This is a genomic window from Paenibacillus sp. CAU 1782, from assembly GCF_054551715.1.
This window is the reverse complement of sequence record NZ_JBTOLL010000005.1, coordinates 189823-209990: the sequence shown is the minus strand read 5'-3', so window position 1 is coordinate 209990 and position 20168 is coordinate 189823. Positions and strand designations below refer to the sequence as shown.

The window sequence follows — 20168 nt, the reverse complement described above, 5'->3', positions numbered from 1 at the left end:
GAGGGTGCATAAATGCCGGTAATTGATTATAAATGCGAAAACTGCGGCGGCGGCATGGTTTTCGATAGCCGAACGGGAATGTTGACGTGCAAAAGCTGCGGCCGCCAGGACAATATTGGGCAAATTGAAGATCCTATACAAAGAAACAGAGCTTTTGAACGCGAGACCGTTGAATATCACTGTACAAGCTGCGGAGCGGTACTCATGACGGAGCCCAACACGTCGGCTACGGTGTGCAGCTTCTGCGGCTCCGCCGTGGTGCTGGCTGATCGCCTTACCGGGCGAAAAGCGCCGGCGTTGGTGCTTCCTTTTGCCATTAGCAAGGAAGAGGCAATGAAGGCGTTCCGCAAATGGTGCAAAAACGGAAGGTTGACGCCTAACGGATTTATGACCGCCGACCGGGTCAAAAGCATTACCGGCATGTACGTGCCTTTTTGGCTGTATGATCTGCACAATCACGTAGAAGCGCGGGGGCATGGCACCAGAGTGCGCGTCTATACCCAAGGGGATTACCAGTACACCGAAACGAAGCATTACGAGGTATACCGGAAAATGCGGTTGAACTACGTCGGCGTGCCGATCGATGCGGCGGAAAAGATGAACGACGAGCTGATGGACCGGTTGGAGCCTTTTCCCTATCAGGAGCTTAAGACGTTCAAAACGCCATATCTGGCGGGTTACCTGGCAGAAAAGTACAGCTACGACGAGCATCAATTGCTGCCACGCGCCAAACACAAAGTAGGTCCTTATATTGATTCGGCGCTCCGTGCGACTGTAGGCTCGTATACAACCATGAACTTTGCCAACAAAGATATCCATACCGAGATGAGGCAAGCCAATTACGCCTTGCTTCCCGTCTGGGTCGTACACTACGATTACAACAAAATGGAGCATACCTTCGCCATGAACGGGCAAACGGGCAAGGTCGTCGGCAAACCTCCGATCAGCAAGGTTAAGGTCATGTCCTGGTTTTTGGGAATATTCGGCGTATCGCTGCTAACATTGAAGCTGCTCTCCTTGATGATGGGAGGTGGATTCCTGTGAGTAAACAAACGTTTTTACCGTCTTGGACCACCCTCACGGCGAGGATTCCGTCCTTGTTCCTGGTTTTGCTCTTAATGGTTGCAGCCATGCCTGGAGCCCTTCTGATTGTCTCGCCCGACCAAAAGGTCAGTGCCGCAGTAGAGGAGAAAAAGCTCATTTACGATGAGGCGGGCTTGCTTACGGACGAGGAAATAGCGGAGCTGAACGCGCTGGCGAACAAGCTTGGCGCGGAACGGGAAACCGATATCATCGTCTGGACGACCAGCAATCCCGAGGGTGGGGACGTCAAGAAGCTGACGCAGGATTTCTACGACGATAAAGGTCCGGGCTATGATAAACAGCATGGCAACGCGGTTATACTGACCGTAGAGATGTATAACAGAGAGATTTATCTGGCAGGTTTCTACAAGGCGGAGACCTATCTGGACAACGGCAGGCTTGATAAAATACGGGATCGCATCACCCCCAGCCTGACGAACCAAAATTATATCGGCGCTTTTAAAAACTACATCGAGACGGCGCATCGCTATATGGGCTTTGAGCCGGATGTAAATCCCGATAATATCCTCTTTAACGGCGTGTTTCAATTGGTGGTATCCGCGGTTATCGGAGGCGTGATCGTAGGCATCATGTTATCCAATTCCGGCGGCCGGGTAACGGTAGGCTCCCATACCTATCAGGATGCCAATTCCTCAGGCCTGCTAGAGCATTACGATCATCATGTCAATACAACCGTCACCAAACGGAAAATCGAAAGGCCTTCCAGCGGCGGTGGAGGCGGTGGTGGCGGCGGCAGAACCGGCGGCGGCCATTCGCACAGCGGCAGCAGAGGATCGTTTTAACAAGACAACAAGCGGAGATCCAGGTTTTTTTGCCGACAGTTTCATGATAATGGGGAGTTAAACCAGAAAGGATGTCGAATAGATATGGTTTTTTTCAAAAATCAATTTGCAAATGTAGTGGAATGGGAAGAGTTCAGAGATGATATGATTTTCTGGAAATGGAGCAACCGGGAGATTAAAAAAGGAAGCAAGCTCATCATCCGTCCCGGGCAAGACGCCATTTTTGTCAATAACGGCAAAATTGAAGGCGTGTTTGAAGCAGACGGCGAATACAATATCGATTCCCAGATCATTCCGTTCCTGTCGACGCTAAAAGGCTTTAAGTTTGGCTTCAACAGCGGCATGCGGGTGGAAGTGCTGTTCGTTAACACGAAGGAATTTACCGTCCGCTGGGGGACGCAAAATCCGATCATGATTCCGACGCCGCAGCTGCCTGGCGGCATGCCGATCCGCGCCAACGGCACCTTCAACTTTAAGGTGAACGATTACGTGACATTGATCGACAAAATCGCCGGCATGAAGGATAGTTACCTGGTGGAGGATGTCAAAATCCGTATTACATCCGTGCTTGACCAGCTTTTGATGAAATGGATCAGCCGCGAAGGCAAGGATATGTTTAATTTGCAGGCCAATGCCTTTGATATATCCAAAGGCATCCGCGAGGATCTGGACATGGAAGTGCTGGATAGCGGCATGACGATTACGGGCTTTAATGTCATGAGCTTTAACTATCCAAAAGAAATTCAAGACATGATCACCAAAACCGCATCCCATGAGATGGTTGGCAGTTTGCAGAAGTATCAGCAAATCTCCATGACAGACGGCATGGCTTCCGGAAAGATGGCTGGCGGCGGCGCGGCTGCGGACATGGCCGGCATGATGATGGGCATGAATATCGCCAATGAAATGATGAAAAACATGAACCAGGGGCAAGGCGGCCAGCAATCAGGCCATGCTCCGTCACCAAGCGGGAACGCGCAAGGCGGTAATGGCGGCGGTTCTGCTGAGGGAGGCAATAAGCCCAATTTCTGTCCAAATTGCGGCACCAAAAATGAAGGCGCCAAATTCTGTCCGGAATGCGGCCAGAAGCTGGGTTAGTGGGTTAACCGAAGAAACCTATAGACCTCAACTTCAAAGCTTGCCAAGCTTTGAAGACCGTTCAACTACGCAGCCGATGCTCCTTTTATAAGGAGGATCGGCTTTTTATGTGCCGCCCCTGCTCGATTTTAGGTTTGACAGTCATTGAAACTTGGTTCTACAATATAGTTAGTCGGCAAACTAAAAAGCAATCCCAAGAGAAAAATGCTTTTCAAAAGGAGGTTTCGTATGTCGTCTTGGAGCGGGGAAGATCATATTTCGAGAAGGATACGCGGCTTGAATCGGCAGCATCAGAACCTGTTGCAAGAGTTATTGCAGGACTACGAGATGTACCCCGGGCAGCCCCCGTTGATGTTTTCCCTGGATCGTGAGCCGGGCAGAAGCCAAAACGAACTGGCCAAGGAGCTGAATATTCAAAAAGCGACTCTGACGGTCATGCTGAACCGAATGGAGAAAACCGGGCTTGTTCGCAGAGAGTCCGATGCTCGCGATCAGCGGATATCCCGTATTTATCTGACAGACAAAGGGAAAGGGCTGCTCGCCAGACTGCAGCGTACCTTGGATGTTCTGGAGGAACAAGCGATGAAAGGTTTTAGCGAAGAGGAAAAACAAGCGATGAGTGGCATGTTGGCTCGAATCGAAAAAAACCTAAAAGAGTTAAAGGAAGCTAAAGAATAGAGGAAGACGTATATGCTAAAACTTGCTCGTTATTTGAAACCTCATTGGGCCGCCGTTCTGTTGGCCCCTCTGCTTATGATTCTGGAAGTATGCATGGACTTGCTTCAGCCGAAGCTGATGGCCAGCATTGTGGATCAAGGCGTAATGACCCGTGATTTGGCGCATATCCAAACGACGGGATTATGGATGCTTGGCACGGCGCTTATCGGCCTTGTTGGAGGCGTGGGGTGTTCGATCTATTCCAGTATCGCTTCGCAAAAATTTGGCGCAGATTTGCGCGGCGATCTATTCCGCAAAGTGCAGAGCCTGTCCTTTCGTCAGTTGGATGAACTGAAGACCGGTTCCCTTATTACCCGGCTAACTAGCGACATAGTCCAGCTGCAGACGATGGTGCAAATGCTGCTGCGCATATTTGTACGCTCCCCGATGCTGGCGATCGGCAGTATCATCATGACGATTACGATCAGTCCAAAGCTGGCGCTGGTGCTTGCTATAGTCGTTCCCATATTGTTCGTCATCATGTTTTGGCTAATCCGAAGAACACTGCCCCTATTTTCGATTATGCAATCCAGGCTGGATGATGTGAACACGGTGCTTCAGGAAAATTTTGCGGGTATCCGGGTCGTCAAAGCTTTTGTACGTTCAGCGTATGAGAATCGCCGCTTTGGAAGGGCGAATGGCAGCTATACGGAGTCGTCCTTGAAGGCATTGCAATTTGTGGCGCTTAATATGCCGATTCTCACCTTTATTCTGAATGCCGCCATCGTGGCCGTTTTGTGGTACGGGGGACTGGATGTGCAGAACGGAAGCCTGCCCGTCGGGGAATTGATCGCCTTTATTAATTATGTCACGCAGGTCATGATGTCTCTGTCGATGATTGGTATGATGCTGGTTCGTTTTTCTACGGCAAAGGTTTCGGCCGAGCGTGTACAGGAAGTGCTGGAATTGAACCATCAATCGAATGAAGAAAGGAATAACGTAGAAATCAATGGTACAAAGTCCAACTCCCATGGAATCCATGTGAAAGGCGAGGTAACCTTTGACCATGTTTCCTTTGCGTATGCGGAGAATGCAGCAGATTCGACATATGTATTGAAGGATATTCATTTTACAGCAAAGCCTGGACAAAAGCTTGCCATCATTGGAGCTACCGGAGCCGGCAAATCTACTCTGGTCCATTTGATTTCGCGGTTGTACGAACCGGTCAAGGGGCGCGTGACTCTGGATGGCACCGACATTCGCAGTATGGATTTGCACCGCCTGCGCGGTCATATCGGTATTGTGCTTCAGGAGTCCATTTTGTTTAGCGGAACCATTACCGAAAATATTATGTTCGGGAAGGCCGATGCAACGGAGGCGGAAATCATCGCTGCCGCCAAGGCTGCCGCTGCCCACGATTTTATTATCAAACTTCCTGAAGGGTACAATACGCGCCTTGGACAACGCGGCATTAATTTGTCTGGCGGGCAGAAGCAGCGTTTATCAATCGCCCGCGCCCTGCTTCTGAAGCCCGCCGTCCTTATTATGGATGATAGCACCAGTGCGGTTGACGCCAAGACGGAAGCCCGCATTCAAACCTCCCTTCGGGAGCTCATGCAGGATTGCACAAGCATCATAATCGCGCAGCGGATTCATTCCGTTAGGGATGCGGATCAAATACTGGTGTTGGAGGACGGTAAAATAGAAGCTGTCGGAACTCATGATGAATTGCTTCGTTCCTCGCCGTTGTACCAGGAAATTTATCTATCGCAAGCAGGCAAGGAGGGAGCAGCGCATGGGACCGTCTAAATCTGCAACAGGCGGCGGAACGGCCGCGCCATCCGGTATGCCTAATGTCGGCATGGGCATGCGAGGCGGCCCGCAATCTGCGCCGACAAAAAAAGAAAAGCCGAAAAATATCGGCTTGACGTTGCGCCGCATCGGGCAATATCTGTTCCGTTTTCGCGGGAAACTGATCAACGTTTTGTTTGCAACGGTGGGTGCTGCTCTGCTCACGCTGGCCGCGCCTTATTTAATCGGAGTCGCCATTGACAAGTTCATGACGAGCGGAAGTCATAGAGGTCTTTTGACCATATGCATGTTATTGTTTATTGCCTATACAGGGAGCGCGGTGTTAACCTGGCTCCAGCAACGGCTGGTTGTCAGCGTATCTCAACTTACGGTAAAGGAGATGCGGGGTGATTTGTTCGCCCGGCTTCAAATGCTTCCCATTCGCTTTTTCGACAGCAAAACAAACGGGGAGCTTATGAGCCGGACCACGAACGATGTTGAAAATGTGTCCGGAACGCTGAATCAAAGCGTGACGCAGCTGCTGTCCAGCGTCATTATGCTGATAGGCTCATTAGCTATTATGCTATCGCTTAACGTATGGCTGACTCTGCTCAGCATGGTTACGATTCCGCTTGTATTGCTGTTCACCAAAAAAGTAGCGGGTTTCACCCGACGGTTTTTCACTAATCAGCAGCAGCATTTGGGAGAACTAAACGGATTTATCGAAGAGACGGTGTCAGGCCAAAAAGTGATTCGCGTATATCGCAGGGAAGGGCGCTCGAGGGAAGAATTCGACGTCATGAACAACCGTTTGACGGAAACAAGCATCAAAGCTCAAATCTATTCCGGAATGACAGGACCGGTCATGAATGTGTTCAACAATCTTAGCTTTGCCCTGATTGCAGCGATAGGCGGATGGATGGCTTTCAAAGGTTGGACAACGGTTGGCATTATCGTCAGTTTTCTCAACTATTCCAAACAATTTCAGCGGCCTCTAAACGAGCTGGCCAACCAGTTTAACCTGCTGCAATCCGCTGTCGCAAGTGCCGAGCGCGTATTCGAGATCATAGATACCGACACGGAATACGAAGGAGATGGGAGGAAGCCGCTTAAGGAATGCGCGGGACATGTTCGCTTTCAAGGGGTAACGTTTGGCTATCGCGAAGACCATCCGATATTAAAAAATGTATCGCTGGAAGCGAGGCCAGGCCAAACCTTTGCATTGGTTGGACCTACCGGAGCCGGTAAAACAACGATTATCAATCTTCTGACCCGATTCTACGACATTGGGCAAGGTCAAATAACGATTGACGGCCATGTTCTTCGGGAGCTGGATCGTGATAGCGTACGCCGTCAGCTCGGTATTGTTTTGCAGGATGCTTACGTCTTTTCGGATACCATCCGGGAAAATCTTCGGTATGGCCGCGCCGACGCCATCGATGCGGAAGTTGAGGAAGCTGCCAGGTTGGCCAATGCTCATTCCTTTATCAGTAAGCTTCAGAACGGCTATGATACGGTATTAAGCGCAGGCGGAACCAATCTGAGTCATGGCCAGCGCCAACTGATTACAATCGCACGCGCCATTCTCGCCAACCCTTCGATACTTATTCTTGACGAAGCGACCAGCAGCATCGATACGGTAACCGAGATGCAGATTCAAGCCGCGATGCGTGAGTTGATGAAAGGACGGACCAGCTTTATTATCGCTCATCGGCTCAGTACCATTCGGGAAGCGGACCAAATATTGTGCATCGTGGACGGAGAAATCCGGGAGCAGGGAACGCATGAGGATTTACTGGAGCAAAAAGGATTTTATTACGAGCTTTATAATAGCCAGGCTTCCTTATCATAAAAAGCATTCGCCACAGCAACGGTACGCATGGATTTCATCCTGGCGTACCGGTTGCCGTGAGCCGAGGATGGAAGTATATTCTGGTGTACTGTTGCGGCGAGCCAAGGCAGGGTGTATATTCTGGTGTGCCTTTATGTAGGCCAAGGGTGGATGCTTATCCGACGTATCGTTATGTCGCACCCGGCATGGGTGTTAGCTTTAAAGTTTAGGTTCCAAATGACCAGAAAAGAAAAAGATGAGTATGCAAAGGGGAGGAAGCAAGAGTGAAGTCGTCATGAAGTAAAGCTAAAGTAGGACGGAAGTAAGACTGAAGTAAGAATAAAATAAACGAGGGATAACGCAAAACGAAGCGTTTAGCTACAGCGCCAACGCTTCATTGGTGATTTTGCGGATGTCGATAGGGCTTTGAGCGCCTTCGCTAACCATGTCGGGCAAAATATTGTTTAGGAAATAATCGACGCAATGCAAGCGGATTTTTTTGATTTTAATCAAGGCCTCGCGGTACATTGTAATAAACTCCTTTTCCGTGTTGCCGCGGCGCAGCTCGCCAAATGCTTCGTAGACCTGATCCATTTTGTCCGCCACTTCAAGAATCAGTCCTTCGACGGAATCGTCCTTGCCCTCGCGCAGCTGTCTGCGGAAGATCGGTTTCAGTTCCTCGGGAATATGCTCCTCGATAAAATGCTCTACCATGCCTTCTTCGACCTTTTGCAGCATGGAACGCAGCTCCAGCGAATAATGCTTGACGGGCGTTTTGATGTCCCCGATAAAAATTTCACCGTAATCATGGCTGCTCGTAATTTCATAAAGCTTTTTCCAATCTACGGCGACGCCGTGCTGCTCCTCGATATCCGCCAACGTTTTGGCGTATTGCACGACCTTCCAGGAATGGGCGGATACGCTGTGCTCCTCGAACTTGAATTTGCCGGGGCAACGAATGATGCGTTCCAGATCATTAAGCGACTGAAAATAAGTATGAATTCCCATTGTGCGTTTTCCTTTCCTTTGTCATTATAGTGTGGATAAGCATCAGTATATCCCGCTTTTGTTAAGATGATATAAACGCAAACGGCGATTTGCGTATACGGATAGTGACGGGAAGGCCGTTTTTTTTCATAGGGGCAGAAGGAAGCCGCTTTGTGGAATACGCCCGAATTGAACGGAGGAGATCTATCATGTTGCTTGAAAAAATAAAAGGTGCTTTATACGGTGTTGCCGTTGGCGATGCGCTTGGAGGAACGACCGAATTTATGAGCGCCGGAGAGGTTTCCGCTGCCTACGGCTATTTGACCGACATGATCGGCGGCGGGGTTTGGAGGCTGGAGCCGGGAGAGGTTACGGATGACACGATGATGACGTTGTGCGTGGCGGAAGGCATTCTGGATTTCCCGGATTCCCCCATGGAAACGATCGGAGAGCGGTTTTTGGCCTGGTACCGATCCGATCCCAAAGATATCGGGAATATTATTCGCCATGTGCTGGGAAGTTATGACGGGCATTGGTTTGAAGCGGCGTATATCGCCCATATGTCGATGGGGCAAAGCGCGGGCAATGGCTCCCTGATGCGGTGCTTGCCGGTTGCGCTATGTTATACGGAGCCCGATGAAATGGCCAAAATAACCGTGATGCAGTCACGCATGACGCATTATGATCAACGCTGCGACCGGGATTGCCTCATGTATAACCGAATCGCATTTGCCATGCTGAACGAAAATATTGCACTTCATGATGCGATTCGGCGGGAGATTGCGGGAACGGAATATGAATACCTGCTGGATGGAGAGCCAAACTGTGAGCCAAGCGGTTTTGTGGTACATACAACGAGATGGGTGCTGCATCTCCTGTTAACTTCGGCTTCCTATGAAGAGGTTGTGCAGAGAGCGGCGAATCAAGGCGGCGATTCTGATACAATCGCGGCGATTGCAGGCGGATTGGCCGGTATCCATTATGGCTTTAGCGGAATACCGGAGGCTTATTCGGACAAAATCCTGATCAAGGACAAGCTGAATGAGGTTGTATTGCGGATTATGGAGCTGCGAGGGTAAATTGAACGTAAAAATTCATGAAATGGACAAACATCTCCGACTTCAACCATGTTACGATAGGAGCCGACGTTTGCATAAAGCGGCGTCGCAAGCCGCAAGATACACCTAGAGGGAGTGTTTGGAGTACCGTGAAGACAGAACCGCAGTATATGAAGATTTCAACAGCAGACCCCAGCGCAATTGGTTTGTTTGGCCTTGCGATTGTAACGCTGGTCGCATCGTCGCAGAAGCTTGGCTGGACGGAAGGAACGGCATTTATTATTCCTTGGGCGATTTTTCTAGGGGCGTTTGCCCAATTGTTCGCTTGCATCCACGATGCCAAAAAAGGAAACACGTTTGGCACAACGGCTTTTGGCGCTTACGCCTTTTTCTGGTTTGGCGTGGCGGCATCTTGGCTGATTCAGCACGGCGTATTCGGCGAATCGCTGGCGGCAGGCGCAGATACCCATCAGCTGGGCTTTGCTTTTGCAGGATATCTGATATTTACCCTGTTTATGACGATTGGCGCAATGGAGACGCACAAGGTTTTGTTCTTCATTTTTGTGTTTATCGACTTCTTGTTCCTGGGATTGACCCTTAGCAATTTCGGCATTGCAGAGCATTTTATGCATAACGTTGCCGCAGTTGCAGAGCTGTGCATTGCGCTCCTGAGCTTCTACGGTTCCGGCGCTGCAGTGCTGAACACGCACTTTGGTCGCACCTTTTTGCCAGTGGGCAAGCCATTCGGCATTTTCACAAAATAAACCTGCTCTGACACATAAGGATGCCGGCATGCTGATTTCAGCTGCAAGGCATCCTTTTTTGTTTATCTATTTTTAATATGCGCCTTTTAAAGGAGGAGACGAAAGCGTTGTGACTATGCGGAAGCAGTAAAATGGAGCAGTTGTTGCTTTTACTTTTTGTGGAACTCATGGGTTGTTGGACCGTAAAAAACCTGAAAAATAAAATAAGCATCAAACGGAGCATTTTTATTTATAGAGATACTCCCTTTATTGAAAGGTGGGTTTAATATAGACAGGGTAGTATATGGGATTTTTGTTTTTATTGGATTATTGTATTTTTTATTTCCTAAGTTCATATGGAAGTTAGGTACATATTCATTAGGTTCATATACGAATCAACATTATGAAGAATATTCAAAAGCTCGCCCGGGAAAGTATAGTGTTATGATTTACAGGGGGATTGGGATTGTTCTTGTAGTCCTAAGTATTTACGGACTAATATGGGGCTAAGCGCAGGATGAAAAATTGAATAAAAAGAGGAAAAGAATTATGGGCAGCAGGACGAAAAATATCATAGTGGGAGTAAGTATCTCCGTATTCGTTGCTTTTGCGATTATTAGTGGAATAGTTGCAACCATTATATTAAAGATAAAACACCACGAAGAAATTGACCGCATCATTACTGAGAAAAATGGGGTAGTGCTTCACATTGATAAGGTAAGTCAAGACAAAAGTCCTTTTTTAGAAAGCACTACTGGAAATATCATTTATAAAATAACCTATGAAATCGAAGGAAAGGATCAAACAGCATGGTATAGAGGTGTGAAAACGGTAAATAACATACATAAACCGGGACCTAAAACCAAACCGGAAGCTTGGATTTTTGAGTGATTCAGAAGGTTTGGAACATGATGACGATTTTTGATAGTTAAAAATCAAATGACAAGAGAAGTAGAAGAGCCGCTCTCACGGCTCCTCTATTTGTCTTGACGGGATCAATTATTTTAGTAAAACGGTATATGCTTGTGCTTGCATGTGCCTAGTCCACGGAGCTGGCGGCAACCTCGGCCGAGCCTTCATTTCCGCCCAAAAAGCGGGCTACAATTTCATTAAATTTCTCTGCATGCTCCCAGAAGGACAAGTGTCCGCCGAGCACCTCTACTGCAGACTTCGGTGTCAGAGCTTTCGTATAGGCGGAGGCAGTTTCAGCCCAATGCTCCGATACGATAGTCAGCGTGGGGGATTGACTCACTGGCAAGCTTGGCTTCCGCCCGGTAATCGGAAAACATGCCAGCCGCAAACAGGTTAGAGGCGATATAATGCGGTGTGCGAGCCGATTGCTCAATGAGCCAGGTTAACTCGTCGGCCGGAACCTCTCCCTGGAACATGACGCCGGTCACGTATTCTTTTACAAATTCACGCTGCTTCTCGGCATCCTGCGTAGCGAAAAGATAGGCGCCTGCAATATCGTCAAGCGGCCCTTCCACCCAGTCTGTTTCATGATTGAGGGACAGTGGCTTCGGCGACAAATCGATGGTGATCAGCGACTTCACCCGGTCAGTCCCGTGCTGACGAATATATTCCCAAGCGGTGAGTGCGCCAAATGACCATGCTGCCAATGTTACTTTGTTAAGCTCAAGCGCATCCAGCACTTTTGCCAGGTCGGAGCCGTGAGTAATATAATTGTTTCCATGCAATGTAACGGAAGAGCGGCCTTGGCTGCGGGGATCAATCACGATGACGCGATTGGTCTGCCGGAAAAACTCAATGGAATGGGATTTAAATGACTTATACCTGACATTCGCTATCCCGTGCCGGATTACCTTCTTTATAAATAATTTTTTTCCGATAAAAATAATAAGATATAACTACCACATGCCTCTTTGCGTGGAGAAAAGCGTTTCGATCATGCCGGCAAGCTGCTTGAGGGCGTTCTCGGCGGACTCTTGCTGGAACAACGTCGGCAAAATTTCTGCGAACTCTTCAGGTCGTTCATTAAGAATGCCGTAATGATTAATCATCCCTGGATTCAATTGGAATGTTGCAGGAACGGAAACCTCTGATTCCAGCTTCATCACATTTAGCAGTTCATCCTCCTGCAACAGCGGCTTGGTACTAAACCTGGCGTTTTTCATCGCCAGCGCGTTATAATTGGCAAAGCGTACAGCTTCCTCTTCACCGTCGCTGGTCAGCGCCTTCAGCAGCTCCATTGCCGCCGTCTTGTTCGGCGAGTTAGCCGCAATCGCGAGTCCCGTTGTCAGCGCCGTATTATGTCGTCTTCCATCGGCGAACAGAGGCATGCGGGCGATTCGAAGATTGGTATTTTCGTCCAGTAAGGAATACAAATCGGATGGTCTTCCCATTCCGAGCGCCTTATGCCCAGCCTTATTTGCCCCGTCAGATGACTGAAACCGTATATCCGAGAGATATTGATTGAAAGCGGCAACCGTCGAGTCGCTGTCCAGATAGTCGATAAAGTGCATGCCGTCTTCCGATGAATAAGCGCCTCCAAAACCCTGAATGATAGGCTCGATAGCATCGAACTTTTCAGGGATATCCATAACATAACCTTCCGCATTCAGCTGCTGCGACGCCATGATAAAATCGTCCCACGTCCACTCGTCGTCTGGTGCTGTAATATTCAGCTCACTAAATATCCGTGCATCGTAATACATAACCATCGGCTCGCTCTTGATAGGAAGCATGTATGCCGTTCCGTTCAATCTCGTCCCGTCAACCAACTTCGCCAATCCATCACTCCACCTTGAAATCTGCACAAAAGGATCAAGATCCTCCAAATCGTTCCCGTTGGCAACCCACCGAATCTGATACGGCGCTACCTCGATAATGTCGGGTAATGGGTCTTGGGGAATCGTGGAAGGCTCTCCTGTCGTGAAGCTAATATCAATTAGCTCGATCTTCAGGTCAGGATGTTGATTTTGAAAAATCTTCAATTTATCGTAAATCGGTCCCTTCGTGGATGTGTCAAGAGGATGTACACGTCCGGATGCAAACGGCTGACTTATCGCAATCCGCAGCTTTCCCGACAGCTCCTCTTCATTCTCCTTCAACGGGTCGGTGTTATTTTGGCATGCCGAGAGGAGGAGGAGAGAGACGGTCAACACACTGACAATGGTTCTTCTTATTTTTCTCATCAAAAATACGCCCCCTTATAGCTAGTTCTCTTTTATGCGACACCGAAAGCATCACAAATTGGATAATCGACGAAATTATTACATTTAAAATGATATGGTCTCAAACAGAAGTAAACAACCTTACAGATTAGAGTTGCTTTCTGTTTTCACCCATGTTGCCCTGAAACTAAATTCATGTTATCCCATTGCCCGATTTATTTTTACCTCAATTGGTTTGTTCGCCAGTTGACAAAGGTAAACAGAAAATGCTAGGATGGGAAACAATATTATTCCAGCGGAAGGAGAGACTTACATGTACGGAACAACAACGGTTAAACATGGCGAGCGCAATCACAATGAATTTTATAACGAGTTACAGCTCCTGCCCGTTGTTTCGCCATGGGAGGGTCTTTCCGAACCGTCGCCCCAATTGCATAGCTGCATTCTTTACAGGCGCAAATCCAAGCTCCTTAGGCAAGCAATCCAGTACATTGCCTGATTGTTGGAGCATTTATCTTGATATGCGTTTTTGTAAAGACTGCTTGTTGCCAAGCGGTCTTTTTCTATGCCCAAAACAGGCGGATGCCCTGTTCATAGGGGTGGGAAAAGATGAGGCAGCAGGAAGTCTTTTTTGTTTTATGCGTCGTCAACCAACTCGAAGGAAAGGAAGCCGGCAGGCCTTGCAGGTGACAAACATGAAAAATCAGAATATTCCAATGATTCACGAAAACGTATTCCGAAACGTATCCGAACAGGAGCTGACGTTGGATGAGGTATTCAGCCGCATCCGGGCATTTATGGAGATTGACCCAAGAGCGGCTTACCAGCTGGTTATCGGAACCGATGCGCAGGTGCATGCCGGCCACACCAAGTTTATAACCTCCATCGTCATATTCAGGCCCGGTAAAGGAGCATGGTTCTGCTATCGGCAGGTCATTATGCCTCGTGAGATTACCTCCATCCAAGAAAAGCTTGGGCTGGAAACAACCTTCAGCCAGGAAATCGCCACGTACTTTGATCATGAAAAAAGGGCGGAGCTGGAGGATATCGTCTTGCCGCATGTTTATCTCGGCGCGGGTCTCCAGCTGTTTATCGATATTGACGCGGGCACCGATGCCAAGCGAAACAGGACCTCGGCGTATGTAAGCGAGATGGTGGGACGGGTAGAAGCTATGGGCATGGAGGCCCGCGTGAAGCCCGAAGCAGTTGTGGCGTCCTCCGTCTCCAACCGATTTACGAAAAGCCCGTACCGCAGAGATAAGCGGGTTCAATCCACGCTGACCAGTTAACGGGTTTTGTTGCGGCTGATCAAGTCAAAGACACCGTGCTGGTGCCCTTTTGCGGCTGATCAAGTCAAAGACACCGTGCTGGTGCCCTTTTGCGGCTGATCAAGTCAAAGGCACCATGCCGTTGCCGGTGTACGGCTGAGTGTAGAAATAACCAACGGCCTCATGTTTGTGTCTTTTTGTGCGACTGAGCATTCCAAGGCCGTCATGTCGGTACCTGTTTGCTACTGAGAGCGCCAGCGGCTTCTGCTGGTGCTTTTTTCGTTATGGTCATCCATGCCGATTCGCAAAAGTCCGGCGAGATTAAATGCCTTTCGCTATACTTTCGCCATGTTCCTTTAGGGTGCTATGAGTCAAAATAAGCGCAACAGCAATCTCGGAAATGTCAACCGGCATAGGAGAAAAGAGAGAAGTGAAGGACATGAAGAAAATCAATGAAGTAAAAGAAGCAAAAGAAGTCAATAAAGTCAATAAAGTGATATGCGCAAGTGAAGACAGAGAAGCAAAAGAAGCAAATGAAATGTCCGAGATTATCCGCAACGAACTGAAAAGGCTGGAGCGGGAAGAGGATATGACCATTTTGTATGCATGCGAATCCGGCAGCCGCGCTTGGGGGTTTCCGTCGCAGGACAGCGACTACGATGTGAGATTCATCTATGTACGGCGGCCGGAGTGGTATTTGTCCATTTTTGACAAGCGGGATGTGATTGAACGTCCCATAACCGACAAGCTGGATTTGAGCGGATGGGACCTGCGCAAGGCGCTGATGCTTTACAGCAAGTCCAACCCGCCGCTGCTGGAGTGGCTGCAATCGCCGCTCCCTTACCTGGAAAGCTTCAGTGTGGCGCAATCGCTGCGAGACATGTCTCCGTTGGCCTTTGCCCCCAAATCATGTCTGTATCATTATTTGAACATGGCGCGGGGAAACTTCCGGACGTATCTCCAAGGGGAGACCGTACGGCTCAAAAAATACTTTTACGTGCTGCGGCCGGTCTTGGCCTGTCAGTGGATCGCGGAGCGCGGCACCATGCCGCCAATGGAATTCGACATGCTGGTCAATACGCTTCTGCCCCAAAAGGGAGAGCTTCGCGAGACGGTGGAGGATCTGCTCACACGTAAAAAACGCGGCGATGAACTGGATGAAGGACCGCAGCTTCGGACCATCAACCTTTATTTGGCGGAGCAGCTCCCGCAATTGGAGCAAAAAGCCGCCGCCGCCCTTCCCGCCCGTGAAGGGATGGACGAACAACTGGATGAATTGTTCCGTTCCGCGCTCCGGGAGGTATGGTCTGTCCCTAAGAATGGCTATATGAATTGAACAATCGAAAATTCTTGCGGACATCGATGACCTTTAGAGGCTTATTTTTACGGTTTGTCAGATTGTAAAGGACATGGGCGACCATAAAAACCCATTTTCACCTATTATGCGCCCCTTTTTGAGCGCTAAAGGACATGGGTGACCGTTGCACGAGGCGAGTCTAGCCATTTCAGATGCTAACGGTCATAAATGACCGGCAAATTACAGGCCGGGGCCGGGTTAAAACCTCTCTGTCCTTTTTCAAATGATACAGCATTGTTCACCGTACCTGCCTGCTAATAGTCAATCACTGAGCTTGAGTCAGAAGTTGAGTCGGAAATTGAGCCAGAAAAGCAGTTGAATTTATCTAACATGAAAGGAAGCTTGACATGGCCATTGTCCAACTGAAATCAACCAATCCGAAATTTTCATTTTTAATCAAAAAAAATCCGGCCTCCGGCATGCAAATGCGCTCTGTCCGTAAAGGGCTCGCGTACGGTTGGAGCACGGGAGAAGGCTCATACGGCATTTACTTCAAGGATGCCGACAACGAAGTTTCCTTTAAACGCGATGCCGGCGACAGCTTTGAGTATTTGAATGTGTCCCGTTACAATACGCCGCTATTTCCGCTAAGCGCCATCAATGAATTTTTCTCTGTACCGCTGAAGGCGCAGCATGAGCAGGACCTGAAGGGGTACCGGCATTCTTTTTATATACCCATGATTCATATCGATAGACCGCACTATATCGCGTTTTTCGCCAACCATTTGAAAAATTGCAGCTTTACAACACAGCATCAGGCCCACAAAAGCTACTCCTTGTTAGTCGAGACGGAGGAAAGCCTTCATTACCTGCTGCACGTGGTCAGCGTTTTATGCCTGTTCTTGTCCATGCAAGGGAATGAGGCGATCGACATTACCGACGAGGTGCTGGAAAAATATTTGCGCAGTCTGAACATCATTGACGCGCCCTTTTATCTCCGCAGCTTGTTTGCTCGGCATTTCCTGTTTACCCGTGACCGGTTTCGCAAATACAAGGCAGAGGCGGAGCGTTCGAGCAGGTACGTCATCTCCCTTGGTTACGGCGGAACCGCGCAGCAGCGTCGCTCCTATATCGCGGGGCAGCTGTCTTTTGACAATCCCATTCTGGATATCGGCTGTGGGGAAGGGTTCTATGCCATTCCGTTTGCTGCCCAAATGGAGCATGCCTACTACGCGGTGGATATCGACGAGGAACGGCTGGAGCTGGTGAAGCGAAAAGCGCAGGAAAAGCAAGCCGATAATATCGCGGCTTTTCATTCCCTGGATCATTATTTGGAGAGCGCAAACGGCGAGAAGGTGGATGTTATTTTGACCGAGGTCATCGAGCATATGCCGTTACCGGAGGCTGGCGAGCTGCTGCTTGCTATTTGCAGAGAGGTGCCTTTCAGCAAGCTGATCGTGACGACGCCAAACGCTGATTTTAATCCCCACTACGAGCTTGGGGGGTTCAGGCATGACGATCATAAGTGGGAGCTGGGCGAGGTAGCGTTTCGAGAATGGTTTGAAGATCTGGTTGAAGGACTGCCGCTGAGCTGTCAATTCGTTGCAATCGGTGACACTGTGGATGGAATAGCAACGACTCAAGGCGTGATTGTCACAAGGAAGGAGGGCTGAAAAGTGAACATTAGAACAAACGTACATACCATTTTTATGATGGTGGGGGCGACGGAATGCGGCAAATCGACATTTGCCTCCAAGGTACTGATACCTCAGCTTCAGCTGGAAAATAAAGAGCTTGGACTGCGCGCCAATGTTCAGTATTTATCCTCCGACGGGATTCGGCAGGAGCTTCTGGGGGGCGATTACGACAAATACGACCAGGTGATGCTGGAGGCCAGCGCCCCGGCTTTCCAATTGCTGTTGGAGAAGTTGAAGCTGCTCACCTCTTTTCCGGTGAATGCGGAGTTTGTAGTGGTGGATACGACCGGGCTGATGGAGGATTTCCGCAGCCAAGTGTCGGCAATCGCCAAGGAAAACAATTACCGGCTGGAAGTAATCCTGTTTGATTACCGCAAGCGGGAGGATTATTATGCGTCTGATCGCTCCAAAGCGGTGATTTCCAGCCATTTGAACCGCCTGCGCAAGGAAGTGCTGCCGGTGCTTTCAAGAGAGGGCTACGACAAGGTTCATAAGGTGCGGGCTAAGGATTTTTGCTTGACGCCCGGAATGGAGAGAAACCCGGAATATACCGTAACCGTGGAGGATTGGGAGACGTACGAATCCTGCGTGCTGCCCCGCGACCGTGATTATGTCGTTATCGGCGATGTGCACGAGTGCGTGGATGAGCTGACGGAACTGCTGGAGGGATATGGCTTCCGGACCGGAGCTGACGGCGTATTGACGGTGGATGAAAAAGCGCGGAACACAACTCCTGTGCTTGTTGGGGATTGGATCGACAAAGGCGGGCAAACGCGCGAAATCATCGACTTTTTATATCTGAACAAGGAGCATTTTCGACTGATCGTTGGCAATCACGAAAACTTTGTCCACAAGTATGCAAAGGGAGAGATTGCAGGAGTCGGAAGCGAATTGCCGGAAAACTTCTTTACGTCCGTACAGGAATTGTCGGGCGACGATGAGCTGTTTCGGAAATTTGCGGAGCTGGTAGAGATGTCCCGTCCTTTTTACCGTATGATCGGTCAGAACGGTCCCTCGTTTTATGTCACGCATGCGCCATGCCGGAACAAATATATCGGCAAGCTTGGCACAGAAGCGCTCCGGCAACAACGGAATTTCCGGTTGGACCGGGAAGCCCCGGTTGAAGAACAGCTTGCCTTTCTGGAGGAGGATGCTGTCCGCAACTATCCCTACCATTTATTCGGCCATATTGCGGCCGGGAGCCGTTTTATGATCGGCAACAAGGTTCATTTGGATACGGGGTGCGTTCACGGCAACGCCTTAACCGCCGTCCGCATGTCGTCCCGGCTGCAGTTCAAAAGCTGCAAGGCACGCAAAGTGTCGTTCCGCGAGCCGCTGCCGGAGCTGTTCCGTGAGGAAAAAAAGGTTGCGCTGGTGGAATTGGATAACGATTCGCTCAAGCGTCTGCGTTACTCGGCGCGTAACGGCATCAACTATATATCCGGCACGATGTCTCCGGCAGATAAGGACGAAGCCGCTGGCGAGCTGGAATCTCTGGCCAAAGGATTGGCGTATTTTGCGGCAAAAGGGGCCAATAAGATTGTCCTTCAGCCCAAATATATGGGCTCCCGCTGCAATATTTACCTGAGCCGCGATCCGGAGCAGTGTTATGCGGTCAGCCGCAACGGCTACAAGGTAAAGGGCGTAGAGCTTGGCCCGGTTTACGGAGAGCTGTTGAATCGTTTTGGTCCTTACATGGAGAAGGAAGGCGTTGCTCTGATGCTGCTGGACGGAGAGCTTCTTCCATGGAGAGCGCTCGGCGATGCGCTGATTCGGCGCCAGTTTGAGCCGATAGGCAAAGCTTTGGAGGCGGAGATTTCGTTTCTGCGGGACAACGGCTTTCAGCAGGCGTGGAGCGACCTGGTTGAAAAGCTGGAGAGCAGCGGCTTCGAACAGGAGCAAAACCGGCTGGCCAAAGGCGTGCTAAGCGACAAATATGGGGCGCATGTCTATCAGACGTTCAAGCATGCCGCAATCGCGAAAAAGAGCATGGTCCCCTTGCAGCAGCAGGATGAGGCGCTTCAAGTATACCTGCGTCAACTTGACCTGTACGGCGGGGAGGGCGATCTCTCCTACAAGCCGTTTGCTCTTCTGAAGGAAGTGCTGGAGAACGGCGAGGAAAGATTGCCGCAGCAGAACACATCGGATATGTATTCGTTCCTGAATGATGACGACATGCTGGTGCTGGATTTAACGGAGCCGGATGCGCTGGAGCGGGCGGAAGCTTTTTTTGCCAAGTTGACGGTGGAAAACGGGATGGAGGGTGTCGTCATCAAACCGGAACGTCAGGCTCGAAACGCCGTGCCTTATCTCAAGGTGCGCAATCCTGGCTACCTGTCTATCATCTACGGGTACGATTACCGTTTTTCGCATAAATACAGCAAACTGATCAAACAGAAAAACATAACCCCCAAGCTCAGAGCTTCCATCAATGAGCAGCGGCTGGGAGAGCAGCTGCTAGCGGTTAAGCTGGCGGAGGTTGGCCCGGAGAATGAGGCTTATAACCAAATTGCGGCTAACCTGTTGTTCGAGGTTGCACGGGAATCGGAGATCGATCCGCGGTTGTAGGTGGGCTCCCAAGCTATAGGTGAGTTTCGCAAACCGCAATGCGGCTAACCTGTTGTTTGAGGTTATGCGGGAATCGGGAATTGATCCGCGGTTGTAGGTGGACTCTAGGGCTATAGGTGAGTTCAGGCTTTAATTGCTATAGTTATTCTTTAC

At 49.6% G+C, this 20168-nt stretch carries 18 protein-coding genes; 14 read left to right on the top strand and 4 right to left on the bottom strand.

The annotated features are described in order from the left end of the window. Nucleotides 1-12: 12 nt before the first annotated feature. From ACX93W_RS14435 to ACX93W_RS14410, 6 genes are all read left to right on the top strand, one after another. A complete protein-coding gene (locus ACX93W_RS14435; protein ID WP_459393081.1) occupies nt 13-1044 on the top strand; it encodes a TFIIB-type zinc ribbon-containing protein in 1032 nt (343 codons plus the stop codon). Between the two features lie 74 nt (nt 1045-1118). Next, nucleotides 1119-1886 carry a TPM domain-containing protein gene (locus ACX93W_RS14430; RefSeq protein WP_459393164.1) on the top strand — a complete coding sequence of 256 codons (768 nt, stop codon included), beginning with the start codon at nt 1119-1121 and terminating at the stop codon, nt 1884-1886. 84 nt (nt 1887-1970) lie between these two features. Next, complete coding sequence (locus tag ACX93W_RS14425; protein ID WP_459393080.1) at nt 1971-2984, top strand: SPFH domain-containing protein; 1014 nt, start codon at nt 1971-1973, stop codon at nt 2982-2984. A gap of 228 nt (nt 2985-3212) precedes the next feature. Next, entirely contained in the window at nt 3213-3662 is a 450-nt protein-coding gene (locus ACX93W_RS14420) for a MarR family winged helix-turn-helix transcriptional regulator (protein WP_459393079.1), read from the top strand. Between the two features lie 12 nt (nt 3663-3674). Then, entirely contained in the window at nt 3675-5450 is a 1776-nt protein-coding gene (locus ACX93W_RS14415) for an ABC transporter ATP-binding protein (protein ID WP_459393078.1), read from the top strand. After that, nucleotides 5437-7284 carry an ABC transporter ATP-binding protein gene (locus tag ACX93W_RS14410; protein ID WP_459393077.1) on the top strand — a complete coding sequence of 616 codons (1848 nt, stop codon included), beginning with the start codon at nt 5437-5439 and terminating at the stop codon, nt 7282-7284. Before ACX93W_RS14415 ends, ACX93W_RS14410 begins: the two co-directional genes overlap by 14 nt. Nucleotides 7285-7641: 357 nt before the next feature. On the opposite strand, the gene ACX93W_RS14405 is transcribed toward ACX93W_RS14410, so the two are convergent. After that, nucleotides 7642-8271 (bottom strand): HD domain-containing protein, encoded by a 630-nt coding sequence (locus ACX93W_RS14405; RefSeq protein ID WP_459393076.1) that lies wholly within the window; start codon nt 8269-8271, stop codon nt 7642-7644. A 188-nt stretch (nt 8272-8459) separates the two neighbouring features. Between ACX93W_RS14405 and ACX93W_RS14400 the strand changes: the two genes are divergently transcribed. From ACX93W_RS14400 to ACX93W_RS14390, 3 genes are all read left to right on the top strand, one after another. Continuing rightward, complete coding sequence (locus ACX93W_RS14400) at nt 8460-9329, top strand: ADP-ribosylglycohydrolase family protein (protein WP_459393075.1); 870 nt, start codon at nt 8460-8462, stop codon at nt 9327-9329. Between the two features lie 149 nt (nt 9330-9478). Beyond that, complete coding sequence (locus ACX93W_RS14395; RefSeq protein WP_459393163.1) at nt 9479-10072, top strand: acetate uptake transporter; 594 nt, start codon at nt 9479-9481, stop codon at nt 10070-10072. Between the two features lie 528 nt (nt 10073-10600). After that, nucleotides 10601-10942, top strand: coding sequence for a hypothetical protein (locus ACX93W_RS14390; RefSeq protein ID WP_459393074.1), 342 nt, complete (start codon nt 10601-10603; stop codon nt 10940-10942). Nucleotides 10943-11090: 148 nt separating this feature from the next. On the opposite strand, the gene ACX93W_RS14385 is transcribed toward ACX93W_RS14390, so the two are convergent. The 3 genes from ACX93W_RS14385 to ACX93W_RS14375 all read right to left on the bottom strand — a co-directional run bounded on the left by ACX93W_RS14385 (nt 11091) and on the right by ACX93W_RS14375 (nt 13206). Next, the gene (locus ACX93W_RS14385; protein WP_459393073.1) at nt 11091-11303 is read right to left on the bottom strand and encodes an alpha/beta fold hydrolase; all 213 of its coding nucleotides are present in this window, start codon (nt 11301-11303) and stop codon (nt 11091-11093) included. Further along, the gene (locus tag ACX93W_RS14380) at nt 11257-11820 is read right to left on the bottom strand and encodes an alpha/beta fold hydrolase (RefSeq protein WP_459393162.1); all 564 of its coding nucleotides are present in this window, start codon (nt 11818-11820) and stop codon (nt 11257-11259) included. The genes ACX93W_RS14385 and ACX93W_RS14380 overlap by 47 nt, the downstream gene beginning before the upstream one ends. Nucleotides 11821-11919: 99 nt before the next feature. After that, nucleotides 11920-13206, bottom strand: coding sequence for an extracellular solute-binding protein (locus tag ACX93W_RS14375; RefSeq protein ID WP_459393072.1), 1287 nt, complete (start codon nt 13204-13206; stop codon nt 11920-11922). A gap of 292 nt (nt 13207-13498) precedes the next feature. Between ACX93W_RS14375 and ACX93W_RS14370 the strand changes: the two genes are divergently transcribed. The 5 genes from ACX93W_RS14370 (at nt 13499) to ACX93W_RS14350 (ending at nt 20015) form a co-directional block, all read left to right on the top strand. After that, nucleotides 13499-13684 (top strand): hypothetical protein, encoded by a 186-nt coding sequence (locus tag ACX93W_RS14370; protein ID WP_459393071.1) that lies wholly within the window; start codon nt 13499-13501, stop codon nt 13682-13684. Nucleotides 13685-13880: 196 nt separating this feature from the next. After that, nucleotides 13881-14474, top strand: a complete 594-nt coding sequence (locus tag ACX93W_RS14365; RefSeq protein WP_459393070.1) for a ribonuclease H-like YkuK family protein — start codon at nt 13881-13883, stop codon at nt 14472-14474. Between the two features lie 517 nt (nt 14475-14991). Further along, nucleotides 14992-15789 (top strand): nucleotidyltransferase domain-containing protein, encoded by a 798-nt coding sequence (locus ACX93W_RS14360; RefSeq protein WP_459393161.1) that lies wholly within the window; start codon nt 14992-14994, stop codon nt 15787-15789. Nucleotides 15790-16157: 368 nt separating this feature from the next. Then, nucleotides 16158-17423: a methyltransferase domain-containing protein gene (locus tag ACX93W_RS14355; protein ID WP_459393069.1), complete on the top strand. Its 1266-nt coding sequence runs from the start codon at nt 16158-16160 to the stop codon at nt 17421-17423. Nucleotides 17424-17426: 3 nt separating this feature from the next. Beyond that, nucleotides 17427-20015, top strand: a complete 2589-nt coding sequence (locus tag ACX93W_RS14350; protein ID WP_459393068.1) for a metallophosphoesterase — start codon at nt 17427-17429, stop codon at nt 20013-20015. The last annotated feature ends 153 nt before the right edge of the window (nt 20016-20168 follow it).

Excerpts from the sequence above, each read along its gene's own strand:
- ACX93W_RS14435 (WP_459393081.1), top strand. The coding sequence starts at position 13 with ATGCCGGTAATTGATTATAAATGCGAAAACTGCGGCGGCGGCATGGTT.
- ACX93W_RS14430 (WP_459393164.1), top strand. The coding sequence starts at position 1,119 with ATGGTTGCAGCCATGCCTGGAGCCCTTCTGATTGTCTCGCCCGACCAA.
- ACX93W_RS14425 (WP_459393080.1), top strand. The coding sequence starts at position 1,971 with ATGGTTTTTTTCAAAAATCAATTTGCAAATGTAGTGGAATGGGAAGAG.
- ACX93W_RS14420 (WP_459393079.1), top strand. The coding sequence starts at position 3,213 with ATGTCGTCTTGGAGCGGGGAAGATCATATTTCGAGAAGGATACGCGGC.
- ACX93W_RS14415 (WP_459393078.1), top strand. The coding sequence starts at position 3,675 with ATGCTAAAACTTGCTCGTTATTTGAAACCTCATTGGGCCGCCGTTCTG.
- ACX93W_RS14410 (WP_459393077.1), top strand. The coding sequence starts at position 5,437 with ATGGGACCGTCTAAATCTGCAACAGGCGGCGGAACGGCCGCGCCATCC.
- ACX93W_RS14405 (WP_459393076.1), bottom strand. The coding sequence starts at position 8,271 with ATGGGAATTCATACTTATTTTCAGTCGCTTAATGATCTGGAACGCATC.
- ACX93W_RS14400 (WP_459393075.1), top strand. The coding sequence starts at position 8,460 with ATGTTGCTTGAAAAAATAAAAGGTGCTTTATACGGTGTTGCCGTTGGC.
- ACX93W_RS14395 (WP_459393163.1), top strand. The coding sequence starts at position 9,479 with ATGAAGATTTCAACAGCAGACCCCAGCGCAATTGGTTTGTTTGGCCTT.
- ACX93W_RS14390 (WP_459393074.1), top strand. The coding sequence starts at position 10,601 with ATGGGCAGCAGGACGAAAAATATCATAGTGGGAGTAAGTATCTCCGTA.
- ACX93W_RS14375 (WP_459393072.1), bottom strand. The coding sequence starts at position 13,206 with ATGAGAAAAATAAGAAGAACCATTGTCAGTGTGTTGACCGTCTCTCTC.
- ACX93W_RS14370 (WP_459393071.1), top strand. The coding sequence starts at position 13,499 with ATGTACGGAACAACAACGGTTAAACATGGCGAGCGCAATCACAATGAA.
- ACX93W_RS14365 (WP_459393070.1), top strand. The coding sequence starts at position 13,881 with ATGAAAAATCAGAATATTCCAATGATTCACGAAAACGTATTCCGAAAC.
- ACX93W_RS14360 (WP_459393161.1), top strand. The coding sequence starts at position 14,992 with ATGTCCGAGATTATCCGCAACGAACTGAAAAGGCTGGAGCGGGAAGAG.
- ACX93W_RS14355 (WP_459393069.1), top strand. The coding sequence starts at position 16,158 with ATGGCCATTGTCCAACTGAAATCAACCAATCCGAAATTTTCATTTTTA.